The organism is Marivirga atlantica (assembly GCF_016734805.1).
GTDB lineage: Bacteria > Bacteroidota > Bacteroidia > Cytophagales > Cyclobacteriaceae > Marivirga > Marivirga atlantica.
Window position 1 is genome coordinate 424491 of the sequence record NZ_JAERQG010000004.1, and the last position, 13106, is coordinate 437596.

Below are 13106 nucleotides of genomic sequence, written 5' to 3' on the forward strand. Positions count from 1 at the left end.
TCTGTTTATTATGGGAGGCGGGTTTCAAAATAAATTTTCAGCAACTTCGGATTTTAAAAAGTAGGTAGTACTTATAAATTGAGAAATTTTAATTTAAATAAACCTTATTTAACAAAATTTTATATTGAAGTATACTAATTGAATACAATAACAAATAAGAATTGAAGACATGATGGTGAATTGATAAACATCTAAAAATCATTTAATTTCGCAGCGGTTGAAGATGAAAGGTCTTCAGAATAATAATCATTTAAACACACATAAGATGGTTGAATTAAGCAATACCGATACTGCCGAAGTATTTTCTGCTTTTAATGAAATTACAAAATTAGGCCATGAACAAGTAGTTTACTGCTACGATGAACCTACAGGCCTAAAAGCAATCATTGCCATACATAATACAGTTTTAGGTCCAGCTCTTGGTGGTACAAGAATGTGGACATATAATAATGACCAAGAAGCTTTAATAGATGTACTTCGCTTATCAAGAGGTATGACTTATAAAGCAGCCATCTCAGGCTTGAATCTTGGTGGTGGAAAAGCCGTCATCATCGGTGATCCTAAAAAACTCAAGAATGAGGCCTTCCTTAGAAGATTCGGTCGTTTTGTTGATAGCCTAAGCGGTAGATACATCACTGCTGAAGACATGAATATGTCTACAGCCGATATGGTACAGATATCATACGAAACTGACTATGTTATGGGGATGCCTGAAAGCATGAGAGGTAGTGGAGACCCTAGCCCGGTTACTGCTTATGGTGTATATATGGGTATGAAAGCTTCTGCTAAAAAGGCCTATGGTTCTGATGACCTAAATGGTAAAAAAATTGCTGTACAGGGTGTTGGTCAGGTAGGACATTACCTGGTAAACCATCTAATAAATGAAGGCGCAAAAGTTACTATTACTGATATAAATGAAAGTAATATTAAAAGAGTAACCGATAAGCACAAAGTTGAGGTAGTTGGCACTGATGCCATTTACGATGTAGATGCTGATATTTATGCGCCATGTGCCATGGGAGCGACCATCAATGATGATTCTTTAAATAGAATTAAAGCTTCCGTTATTTGTGGAGCAGCCAATAACCAATTGGCTCAAGAAGTTAAGCACGGTAAAATGTTACAAGAGCAAGGCATGCTGTACGCACCAGATTTTCTGGTAAATGCAGGAGGTATTATTAATATCTTCCCAGAGTTGATGGGCCATTACAACAAAGATTTAGCTCTTCAGCAAACAGAAGGTATCTACGATAAATCAATGGAGATTTTCAACAAAGCTGAAACTGAAGGTAAAACTACTCATCAGGCTGCTTTGGAAATTGCCGAAAAGCGCATTGCCGACATGGGTAAGGTTAAGTTAGCCTACTAAATATTAAATAATCATATTAATAAAAGCGCAGTTGCTCTCAAATGAGTGATTGCGCTTTTAATATTTTAAATTCTTACATTAGCTTGCTATAAGCTATCTGAGTTCTTTTATTACTGAAGCTATGCTGAACAGAAGATCACTACGTATAAAAGCCATGCAATCTTTGTATGCAGTTCAAAAATGTGAAGAAGCAAATTTTGAATTAGCTAAGTCATTTATTGATGACTACTTCGCCCCTGACCTTAACTCTATGGAAGTACAGGATAGGGCTCAATTAAGCAGAGATGCTAAAATTGCTAAAAAAACATTTAGCCAAAACTTTGGTAAAAGCTCCATTAAAGAATCAGAAAATTCGTCTACTGAAATAAGAAATGCTATTTCGGAAGCTATTGATTACTACAACAATCAAGTAAAAAAGGATAAAGCTTTTATTAAAAAGAACATGCTTGAAGCAGTTAACACCTTGCTTGAGAACTACTACTTATCCTTGAAACTTGTACTTGAGTTTGCAAAGATTAACAAGGAAGAAGTTGAAGCTCGCCAAAAAAGAATGGTGGAAACCAACAAGCAGGTTTTTGAGAGTGAGCTAAACCTTTACAATAGCAAAGCCATAAAAATTCTTGCTGATAATTCAGATCTTAACAATGAGTTTATCAGGTTTAAAATTAGCTGGGAAGACGACCTCCTCACGGTGAAACAATGGTATAGAGAGGTACTAAAGAAAGAAAGTTTCTACCAGGACTATCAAATGAATAATGAGCCTTCATTTGAAGAGGATGTATTGATTCTTGACAAAATTTTTAAGCAACTTGTCATTAAAAGTGAGGCCATATCCAATTTCATGGAAGAGCGCGATTTGTACTGGGCTGAAAATAAATCAGCACTTAAATCGATGCTTAAGAAAACCCTTAAATCACTTTATGAAGACTCAGAGCATGTTGAGTTAATTGAGCTTTCTGCAAACTGGGAAGATGACAGTGAGTTTTTTAAAAAGCTTTATGAAGAAACTGTTGCCAATAGCGATGAGTATGAGGAATTAGTAGGCCAATACACTAAAAACTGGTCGAAAGAGCGTATCACAGATATTGACATGATCATCCTTAAAATGGCCGTTAGTGAAATGCTTAATTTCCCGAGCATCCCTGTTAAAGTGACTATTAATGAGTATATTGAGCTTTCTAAAAACTACAGCACTCAAAAAAGTAAAGTGTTTGTAAACGGAATGCTTGATAAGCTCTCTGCTGAGCTTCAAAAATCCGGTAAATTGCGAAAAAGCGGAAGAGGTCTGATGGACAATAAATAAACATCAGCAATTCATTTTCGTAATGTTGGAAAAATGATAAATTCGTTTTTTCAATTTGTCAATATTGAAAATCATAAACTTTGAAGACATGAGTAAAGGAAGTAACTTATTTTCATTCTTATCCGGTGCAGCCGTGGGAGCCATAGTAGGTATCTTATATGCTCCAGACAAGGGTGAAAACACAAGAGATAAAGTATCCTACAGATTAAGTAAGTACAAAGAAATGTTAGAGGATTTGCTCGATGACATTGCAGATGGCAAAGAGCTTAACCTTAGCACAGCTAAATCTGATGGAGAGAAAGTAATTAACTCCGCTAAACATAAAGCAGAGCAATTACTTAGCGATGTTGATGATCTGTTAGGGCAGATCAAATCAAAAGATGAAGAAAATTAATAGTTCAATTAATTAAATATAAACAGCAATGAAAAAAGTACTTTATGCAGCTTTATTTCTTGCAGGTTCAGTTTATTTAACTGCCTGCAACGGAGATGTTGAAAAAAGAGTAACCGATTTAGAAAGAAGAGTAGCCGCATTAGAAGGAGGTGGAGTTTCTAAAGCTTCTCCTAAAAATAGTCTTGTAAAGCCAACCTCAGATGTTACAACTACACCTAAAGAGAAACCAGAAGGCCCTTTACCAGAAATGACTTTTGATATCACTGAGCATGATTTCGGTACTATTACTGAAGGTGATGTGGTTACCAAAAAATTCAAATTCACTAACACAGGTGAGGCACCTTTAATTATTACGAATGCTTCATCTTCTTGTGGATGTACAGTTCCTACTTATCCTAAAGATAAGCCTATTGCACCAGGTGAGTCTAGTGAAATTGAGGTAAAATATAACTCAAGAGGCAAGAAAAATCAGGATAACAAAACAGTTAGAATTACTGCTAACACCTGGCCAACAGTTAATAAAATTAACATCAAGGCTTTTGTAGAACCTAAACCAGATGCAGGAGCTACCACTGGTCCAGTAAAACAATAATTTAATGATAGACTTTATATTTGCACAGGCGGCAGCCGGTGGCGATTCAGGATGGATAAGCCAAATTCTTTTATTTGGTGGTATTATCTTAATATTCTACTTCTTCATGATTCGCCCTCAGCAAAAGAAACAGAAAGATCACAAGAAATTTGTTGAGGAGATCAAGAAAGGTGATAGCGTAATTACAATTGGCGGTGTTCATGGTAAAATCTTTAGTGTAGAAGATGACATCGTAATTGTAGAAGTTGATAAAGGAGTAAAAATGACTTTTGAAAAATCAGCAATTTCGCTTGAACAAAGCAAGAAGTTGAATGACAAAAAGTAAAATATATACTTGAAACTATTCGAGAAAATAAGTGATTGGCTAAGCAATATATTATTGCCTATGTCAAATGAAACTATAAAAGTGGTAGTACTGTGCATTGTTACAGCTACCACTTTTTGGTTTTTTAATGCTTTAAATGATAATTATACCACTCGAATAAGCTACCCCATTGAATTTAATTACCCAGATTCAGCCATGGTAGTGGTTGAAGAATTGCCCGATAATGTAAAAATTAATGTGAGCGGAGGTGGTTGGAATCTACTTCGAAAAACTTTCTGGTTCACAATTGATCCCGTTGTTATTGAACTGGAAGACCCCGCTAATGAAAAATTTGTACTGGGTTCTACTTTATATCCCACTATTTCTGATCAAATGACGGAAATTCAACTGAATTTCATTGAAACCGACACTTTGTGGGTTGCTATTGATTCATTGAAGCAACAAAAATCTGTATTGAAATTTGACAGTGCGGCTGTTAAGCTTGCTTCAAATTTCAGAATTACCTCATCTATTTCACTATCAACGGATACCGCTATTTTCACAGGACCTAAAAGGTTTGTTGACTCAATCCCATCTGAAATAATCCTAAAAACTAAAAAGGACGCTATTGACAGTGATTTTAAGGAAGATATTATGCTATCAACTTTTGGTTCCAGCCTGGTAAGAAGAAACCCGGTAGAAGTAGAAGTACGCTTTCAGGTTGCCAGATTTATCAACCAGGAACTTATGCTACCTTTTAAAATGATTAATGTGCCAACCGATTCATTTAACTACAAAATGATCGACAGTCTGGCAACATTAAAGTTTCAAATACGCGAAGAACTAGCTAATCAATACAACCTTGATAGTTTCAGCATTGTGGTTGACTACGAACTTATGTCTCCTAATGACTCAACAGTTATACCAATATTGGAATCTTCTCCTAATATGCTCAAAGCTACCGATATTAAGCTTGACACGCTCAATTACAATTATTCAAAGAATTGAAAAAAATTGGTATAACAGGAGGAATAGGAGCTGGCAAAAGTCTTGTCTGTAAGATTTTTGAGGTATTGGATATACCTAACTATCCTGCGGATGCCAGAGCAAAGTGGCTTCAAGTCAACAACTCACAATTGAAAGCTCAAATTGAAGCTTTATTTGGTGCGGAGGCTTATCAAGAGGGTCAACTAAATAGAGCATTTATTAGCAAAATTGTATTTGACAATCCCGAAAAATTAAAAAAGCTAAATGAGTTAGTACATCCTGCTGTGGCAAAAGACTTCCAACAATGGTGTGAAAATCATCAAGATAAGCCTTTCATTCTTAAAGAAGCTGCCTTGCTTTTTGAAACAGGAAGCTATAAGCAGCTTGATGCCACAATACTTGTACATGCTCCTGAAGAAATTAGGCTGAAAAGGACACTACAAAGAGATCCGCATAGAACGGAAGAGGAAGTACAGAAGATAATGGATCAACAAATGGAAGAATCAAAAAAATTAGAGCTGGCGGACTTCATTATTACTAACGATGGTAAAACTTCCTTAATTAAACAGTGCCATTCTTTATTTGAAAAAATCAGCAGACCTATTCAATAAGAAATATATTTCTTATTCCGCTCATCAACTTTAGTCGTTAAGACTTTACATTTTAAGGTAAAATTGGCAATTTGAAAGGAAGTGATAGCAAAGATCATTGTGCTACACTATTTCTACTAAACCAATTTTAAAATGAGCGATAGAATTCACAGCCTGAGCGGCTATATTCATGAATATCAAAGAAGTGTTAATCAACCTGAACAGTTTTGGTCACGAATAGCAGACTCTTTCCATTGGCAAAAAAGATGGGATAAGGTAGTGGATTGGGATTTTGAAGGACCAGATGTTAAATGGTTCCTCAATGCCAAATTAAATATCACAGAAAATATTTTTGAAAGGTATCTCTTTACTCATGGTGATCATCCTGCCATAATTTGGGAACCTAACGAACCTAATGAGAGCAATCAAACAATTACATTAAGGCAGCTCTACGAAAAAGTAAATCAGTTTTCGAATGCCATGAAAGCCAAGGGTGTTGGAAAAGGTGACAGGGTAATTATTTACATGCCTATGGTACCAGAAGCAGCAGTTGCCATGCTTGCCTGTGCCAGAATTGGTGCAGTACATTCCGTAGTATTTGCCGGCTTCTCTTCCAATGCGTTAGCGGATAGAATTAATGATTGTTCTGCCAAAATGGTTTTAACGGCTGATGGCAATTTCAGAGGAGCCAAATCAATCCCTGTAAAAGCAGTAGTTGACGAAGCATTAGAAAAAACATCAACAGTAGAAAAAGTAATCGTATTTGAGCGTACCAAAGAAGCGGTAGACATGAAGGCTGGCCGCGATATTTGGTGGCACGATGCCATAAAAGGTCAGTCAACGGAATGTAAAGCGGAAGTCATGGATTCGGAAGACCTATTATTCATTTTATACACTTCCGGCTCCACAGGTAAACCAAAAGGTGTGGTGCACACTTGCGGTGGCTATATGGTGTATACCAAATATTCTTTTGAAAATGTTTTTCAGTATGAGCCAGGAGATGTTTACTGGTGTACAGCAGATGTCGGCTGGATAACAGGTCATTCCTATATAGTATATGGCCCATTGTTGGCTGGTGCTACAACCGTTATGTTTGAGGGCGTACCTACCTACCCTGATGCCGGAAGGTTCTGGGAAGTAGTAGAAAAATACAAGGTGAATCAGTTTTACACTGCACCAACCGCTATCAGAGCACTTCAGGCACACGGAACAGAGCCTGTTACTAAGCACGATCTCTCATCTTTAAAAGTAATAGGAACTGTTGGGGAACCTATTAATGAAGAAGCATGGCACTGGTACCATTCACATGTTGGTAAAATGAAATGCCCTGTTGTGGATACCTGGTGGCAAACAGAAACAGGTGGGATTATGATATCGCCACTGGCCGGAGTAACCCCAACAAAACCTTCATATGCCACTTTACCACTACCTGGCGTGCAACTAGTAATTGTGGATGCTGACGGCAAAGAGCTGAAAGGAAATAGTGTTGAAGGGAATCTCTGTATCAAGTACCCATGGCCTTCCATGATTAGAACTACTTATGGTGATCACGAGCGCTGCAAGCAAACTTATTTCTCTACCTACAAAGGCATGTACTTTACAGGTGATGGGGTCAAAAGAGATGAAGATGGATATTACAGAATACTAGGAAGAGTTGATGATGTAATAAATGTTTCTGGTCATAGAATGGGCACTGCTGAAGTTGAAAATGCCATAAACGAGCATCCTAAAGTTATTGAGTCTGCTGTGGTAGGCTATCCTCATGAAGTAAAGGGTCAGGGCATTTATGCTTATGTGATCTGTGATATGGAAAACAGAACCGAAGAAAACCTCACTAACGAAATCAGTGAAACCGTGCGTAACATTATAGGCCCGATTGCCAAACCAGATAAAATCCAAATCGTGCCAGGTTTACCAAAAACCAGGTCCGGAAAAATCATGAGAAGAATTCTTAGAAAAATTGCTGAAGGCGACACCAGCAACTTAGGAGATACTTCTACACTATTAAATCCGGAAGTGGTGGAAGCTATCAAAGAAGGAGCTAAATAAATTTGTTTCAACCTAATAACATCCTTTGATCGCACGTACGATTTCTAATTCTTTATTATCTGAAAAAGATAAGCGAATCTATAAAATAGCTAATATACTCATGCTGTTAGCTATTTTTGTAGTGGGCGGTACCGGTGCATACATGTCAACAATTGGTGGTATCATCCCTTTCTGGATATGCACCTCTGAAGTGGCAGTTTTTTGCTTACTACTCTACTGGCACACGCATGGCAGAATCGCGCTGGCGAGATACATATTTTTCTTATTCTCAATATGTATGACAGCAGTAGGCAGCCTTTTTCATGGTGAATCAGGGGGATTTGACTTCTTGTTTTTTGTAACAGCTCTTTCTCCAGTATTATTCTTTGATAAACGCTGGCAGTATACATCCTTATTTGTTCTTAGTATAATAGTATATCTTGTGGTTAAAAACCTTTATGATGTGGTTCCTGCAATAATGCCAATAGAGAGAGCCGCAGTACCTTATTACATGAATATTGTGATTAGCGCCCTGCTGGTATTCTTTGGTTATGGCCTTTTTAAACGTACACACCTTAAGCATGAAGAGATTCTAAAGAAACAAAATCAAACAATAGAGGAACAAAAGGAAGAACTCAACAACGCCAAAACCCAGCTAGAAGATGTACTCAAGCTTAGGACAGCTAAAATAGCTGAGCAGAATAGTGCTTTTGTCAGATATGCTTTTCTAAATGCTCATAAAGTCCGCAGCCCTCTTGCTCGTTTACAAGGCCTAATTAACATTACTGCCTATGAGGATTTCGCAAACGATAAAAAACGAAAATTCTACTTTGACCAAATTCAGAAAAATGTAGCGGAACTGGATGATACCCTGAAGGAAATCAGCATTATCCTCAATACAAATATGGAAGAAGAATAAGATATCGCTCAACGCCATAAACTATTTAGTTCATTTACTCCTCTATCATTAAATTGATTAAATTGGCACTTATGAGAATAATGCTGCTCTTATTATTTCTTTTTGGAACTGTTTCCGGGCTTATCGCTCAGCAAAATGACAGGCTTATTGGCAAGCTTGAAAGTGCCCGTACCAGAACAGAAAAAGTTGAAGCACTTTCTGAGTTAGCAGATTCATACAGAGAAAAGAATCCGAACAATGTAAAGCTCTATGCAGAAGAAATGATTTCCCTGGCTAAAGGAGATTCCAGTCAGTTAGCTTTTGCATGGGGAAGCTATTATCTGGGTGATTACTTCTATTTAACCAATGAGTTTGAGCAATCCATTCCACATTTTGAGCGGGCTCTTGTCATATTTAAATCAAGCGCTTCTTCCAAGGGTATAGGAGAAGCAGCAAGCTCTTTAGCCAATGTTTATTTCTATCTGGACAGATACAAAAACGCATTAAATTATGCGGAAAGCGCTTTAGACGCTTATTACAAAACCGGCAACTTACTGAAACAGTCGAATGTACTTACCCTCATTTGTGATATCTACACCTACATGGAGCGTTACAACCAGGCTATTCAGTATTGTGTACAATCCATGAAAATTAAAGAAGAAATTCAGGTAGAAGAAGACAAAGAAGTCACACTGAATACTATTGGCTTAATCTATCAAGAACTAGGCACTTACAATAAAGCAAAGGAGTATCTTAACAATGCTTTGGAAATAGCCAAAAGCAATGGAGACTCATACAACATTGCCACTACCTACAGTAATTTAGGTAACCTTTATATCTTACTTGAAAAATCAGATTCTGCCCTGATGTTCTTCAACAAGGCTTTGGAAATTGATTCAATTGCTAATGACCAAAGTGGTTTAGCTTATTCCTATTTTGATATAGGATCACTCTATAAAAATCAGAAAAAATTTAGAACAGCACTCGACTATCTAGAGCGTTCACAAGTTTTAGCAATCGAACAGAATATGCCTGAACTAATCTCCAGGGTAAGTATCGAATTGGGAGATGTGTATATTAACCAACAAGAGTACAATCAGGCTATTAATGAGCTTAAAAGAGCTCTTGTTATGGCGCAGCGTATTAATTCAACTAATATACTGAAGGATGTTTATCAAAACCTATCTAAGGTTTATGATGCAGTCGGTGATAAAGAGAATGCATTAATTTATATGAGATTATACCTTCTGGAAGCTGAACGTAAGTACAAGAAGGATAACACCAAAGCTATTGCAGAAATAGAGACGATTTACAAGCTCGATAAAAAAGAACAGGAAATTGATTTGCTAAAAAAGGAGAAGTCAATTGAAGACCTGAAGACAAAACAACGCAAGTTCTTTTTATATGCTGCGGCTGCAGGTATACTTTTTCTACTCATACTCATTCTAATCCTGAACAATCGTAACAAGCTTAAGAACAGAACCAACAAAAAGCTTCAATTGCAAAATGTTGAGATAGTAGAACAGAAAGAGGAAATAGAAGCAATCAATGAGAAGTTAGAAGAAAAAAGCAAATCGCTTGCTAATAAGAACGAGCAAATTACCGACAGCATCAATTATGCTCGGCAAATTCAAGAGTCATTGCTGCCTGCTAAATCATTATTGAAAGAACAATTTCCAAATGCTTTCATTTATTACAAGCCTAAAGACATTGTAAGTGGTGATTTCTATTGGCATGCCGAAGCAGGAGATAAAATAGCTCTGGCTATCATAGATTGTACAGGACATGGCGTACCTGGTGCATTCATGACCGTACTTGCTAATTCTTTACTAAATCAAATCATATTAGAAACAGGGATTCATTCTCCTGATTTAGCCATCAGTCTGCTTGATCAAAAAATTCAACAAACACTTCATCAAAATCAATTAGGCTCGGCCAGCATGGATGGGCTTGATATCGGGTTACTCTTTATCAATAAAAAGAAAAAAGTTGCTGAATTTACTGGGGCAAAAATACCGCTTTATGTGGTAAAGGAAGGTGAACTTTCAAAAGTAGCGGCCGATCGTTATTCTGTAGGAAGTAGCCAAGGGCTGGACAAAGTATTTAACAAAAAAGAAGTGAAGCTTGAAGAAGGCAGCATGCTTTATTTAAGTACTGATGGCTATCAAGATCAGTTTGGCGGGCCAAATGATAAGAAGTTTATGAAGAAAAATTTTTATAACTTCTTAACGTCAATTAGTAACCTTCCTCCTACTGAACAGGAACATGCGCTGGAAACTCAGTTTCAGCAATGGAGGGGAAGAAATGCTCAAACTGATGATATTTTAGTGGTAGGAATTAAGGTTTAATGCGCATATCAAACTACAAAAAGCTCTTTTTAATAGGGATTGCTTTCCTGGCATTCTACATATTCCTTGTTTTCAGGCTTTGGGGTTATGAACAATACGTTCAGGATGCGCCTATCAAAAACTTAAGTGATGCTTTTTGGTATAGTATAGTTACCTTAACAACCGTAGGTTATGGTGATATTGTGCCAGCATCTGAGGAAGGCAGAATCATCGGCTACATTTTTCTGTTTTTAAGTATTGGTATTTACGGTATCCTTATTGGCCAATTCTCAACAGTTATTAGCAACATCAACGAAAATAATAAAATAGGCATGCACGGCACCAGCTTTCAAAATCATATAGTAGTAATTGGGTGGACTCAATTTGGGAAAACAGTAATTGATCAGTTGATAAGGGCAGGCAGAAAGGTAGCGGTGGTTACTAAAAACAGAGATAATATTGATCTCTTACATGAACTCTATGATAAAAAGCAGGTGTTTATATTGTATTCGGATTATGAGAATTTCGAATTACTAGATAAAGCTAATATTGAACATTGCAGCTCAGTATTCATCAATTTGGAGAATGATACCGATAAACTCGTCTATATTCTCAACATCAAAAAGCATTTTGAGAATCTTCAATTTGTTGTAACACTTGAAAACGCTAACCTGAAGCAAACCTTCATTAATGCAGGGGTAAAATATGCCATCTCGAAAAATGAAATTACCTCGCGTTTACTTGCTAGTTATATGTTTGAGCCAGATGTTGCTCAGTATTCAGAAGAAATATTAGCCTATCCTATTGAAGAAACTGATTACGACATTAAGCAGTTCAGAATATTAAAAGGCAATCCATTCATTAAGCAAGAGTATGACAAATCTTTCTATGAACTAAAGAAAATGTATAATGTCATCCTTATTGGTTTAGTAAGAGAAGAAAATGGGCAAAAAACTGTTCATAAAAACCCTCAAGATAATTTTATTATTCAGGAGGGTGATTTCCTGATGATGATTATGAACAGAGCAGCGGAAAGTAAAATCAGAAAAGTATTCTCCATTAAAGAAGGTATTTAAGTCTTCTTCAACTTAGCCCTGGCAGATTTCTCCCAAACAGCTGATTGTTTCCCTTTTAACAACCTAAAAAAGCCTTGATAGACTGATACATTCATAAACACAAAATAGAAAGGTATGAGAAACACTTTACTGCTCTTGCCTTTTAACTCATACAAATTACCCATTGCCGCTAAAAAGTAGAAAAACACTTGACTTGCCAACAGTACAGTATACACTATTCCGGCACCAGCAACTACCAGGTAAATATTTATTAGAAGTAAAATGAGTAGACTTAATGGTGCTACAGTCCAACGGAAGAATCGATGAGATATATACTGGAAGCTGAGTGTTCCATATTTAAAAAAATTGAGAAGCCCTGCAAATAAGCCTACCGCTTGCAGACCACCAGCAGAAATTCTTACTTTTCTTTTTCTTTCCTCTGCAATGGATGATGATCCCGCTTCCATTGCATAGGCTTCCGGCTCATACCTTACCTTATATCCGTTCATGGCAATCTTAACCGACAAAAAGAAATCCTCGATGATGATTCCGTCAGGTACAGGATCCATCAAATCACTTTTTACAGAGAACAATTCACCAGCAGCACCAACAACAGAATACAATTCCGAATCCCACTTTTTTAATTGTGATTCATATTTCCAATATGCACCTTCTCCGGCCCCTGCATTCTCATCTTCATTGGTAGAAAAAACTCTCTTCTCGCCTGCTACAGCTCCTACTTTTTCATCCTTGTAATGTCTTACTAAATTAACCAGTGCTTCTTTATTAAGAAAAGTATTCGCATCACAGAAAATAATGTAGGGTGTCTTTAGTAAAGGTAAAATTCTATTGATAGCTGCATTCTTTCCTTTTCGCTCATCTGAATGAAAATGCTTGATATTAGCATATTTAGCAATAATTTCATCGCTATTATCATCACTGCCATCAGTAACAAAACAGATGTCTAATTTGTCATCAGGATAGGATAAGGCTAGGGTATTGGCTATTTTTTCTTCAAGGATTTCTGCTTCATTGTAACATGCCACAACTAAACTCACTCGTGGTAATTCCGATGGCTCAAAGAATAAAAGTTTTTGCCTATTAAAAAGGCGTTTTAACTTTACAAGTAAAAACAACACTACAGGATAACCGAGGTATGTATAAACTACCAAAGCAAGGCAGAACCAAAAAACCAATTCCATAATAATCGTTTAATCGAAAATATGGCTTGAAGATAAAGTGTTACGATTAATTTTTTG

The 13106-nt window shown here is 36.7% G+C and carries 12 protein-coding genes; 11 read left to right on the forward strand and 1 reads right to left on the reverse strand.

Translation table 11 applies throughout. The features are described 5' to 3' along the window. Positions 1–265: 265 nt before the first annotated feature. From JKP34_RS16130 to JKP34_RS16180, 11 genes are all read left to right on the forward strand, one after another. A complete protein-coding gene (locus JKP34_RS16130; protein ID WP_201923726.1) occupies positions 266–1369 on the forward strand; it encodes a Glu/Leu/Phe/Val family dehydrogenase in 1104 nt (367 codons plus the stop codon). Between the two features lie 121 nt (positions 1370–1490). Next, positions 1491–2672: a transcription antitermination factor NusB gene (gene nusB / locus JKP34_RS16135; protein ID WP_201923728.1), complete on the forward strand. Its 1182-nt coding sequence runs from the start codon at positions 1491–1493 to the stop codon at positions 2670–2672. Between the two features lie 88 nt (positions 2673–2760). Next, a complete protein-coding gene (locus JKP34_RS16140) occupies positions 2761–3066 on the forward strand; it encodes a YtxH domain-containing protein (RefSeq protein WP_201923729.1) in 306 nt (101 codons plus the stop codon). Between the two features lie 28 nt (positions 3067–3094). Further along, positions 3095–3658: a DUF1573 domain-containing protein gene (locus tag JKP34_RS16145; protein WP_201923731.1), complete on the forward strand. Its 564-nt coding sequence runs from the start codon at positions 3095–3097 to the stop codon at positions 3656–3658. Positions 3659–3662: 4 nt separating this feature from the next. Further along, a complete protein-coding gene (yajC, locus tag JKP34_RS16150) occupies positions 3663–3983 on the forward strand; it encodes a preprotein translocase subunit YajC (protein WP_201923732.1) in 321 nt (106 codons plus the stop codon). A gap of 9 nt (positions 3984–3992) precedes the next feature. Then, entirely contained in the window at positions 3993–4970 is a 978-nt protein-coding gene (locus tag JKP34_RS16155) for a YbbR-like domain-containing protein (protein ID WP_201923734.1), read from the forward strand. Further along, a complete protein-coding gene (gene coaE / locus JKP34_RS16160) occupies positions 4967–5560 on the forward strand; it encodes a dephospho-CoA kinase (RefSeq protein ID WP_201923736.1) in 594 nt (197 codons plus the stop codon). The genes JKP34_RS16155 and coaE overlap by 4 nt, the downstream gene beginning before the upstream one ends. Positions 5561–5692: 132 nt before the next feature. After that, positions 5693–7588, forward strand: coding sequence for an acetate--CoA ligase (gene acs / locus JKP34_RS16165; protein ID WP_201923738.1), 1896 nt, complete (start codon positions 5693–5695; stop codon positions 7586–7588). Between the two features lie 100 nt (positions 7589–7688). Beyond that, the gene (locus JKP34_RS16170; RefSeq protein ID WP_201923740.1) at positions 7689–8486 is read left to right on the forward strand and encodes a hypothetical protein; all 798 of its coding nucleotides are present in this window, start codon (positions 7689–7691) and stop codon (positions 8484–8486) included. A 71-nt stretch (positions 8487–8557) separates the two neighbouring features. Continuing rightward, positions 8558–10813 carry a tetratricopeptide repeat protein gene (locus tag JKP34_RS16175; protein WP_201923741.1) on the forward strand — a complete coding sequence of 752 codons (2256 nt, stop codon included), beginning with the start codon at positions 8558–8560 and terminating at the stop codon, positions 10811–10813. Continuing rightward, positions 10813–11868, forward strand: coding sequence for a potassium channel family protein (locus JKP34_RS16180; RefSeq protein WP_201923743.1), 1056 nt, complete (start codon positions 10813–10815; stop codon positions 11866–11868). The genes JKP34_RS16175 and JKP34_RS16180 overlap by 1 nt, the downstream gene beginning before the upstream one ends. Here the strand turns inward: JKP34_RS16180 and JKP34_RS16185 are convergent. Beyond that, on the reverse strand, positions 11865–13049 hold the full coding sequence (locus tag JKP34_RS16185; RefSeq protein WP_201923745.1) for a glycosyltransferase family 2 protein: 1185 nt from the start codon (positions 13047–13049) through the stop codon (positions 11865–11867). The genes JKP34_RS16180 and JKP34_RS16185 overlap by 4 nt on opposite strands. Positions 13050–13106: the final 57 nt, after the last annotated feature.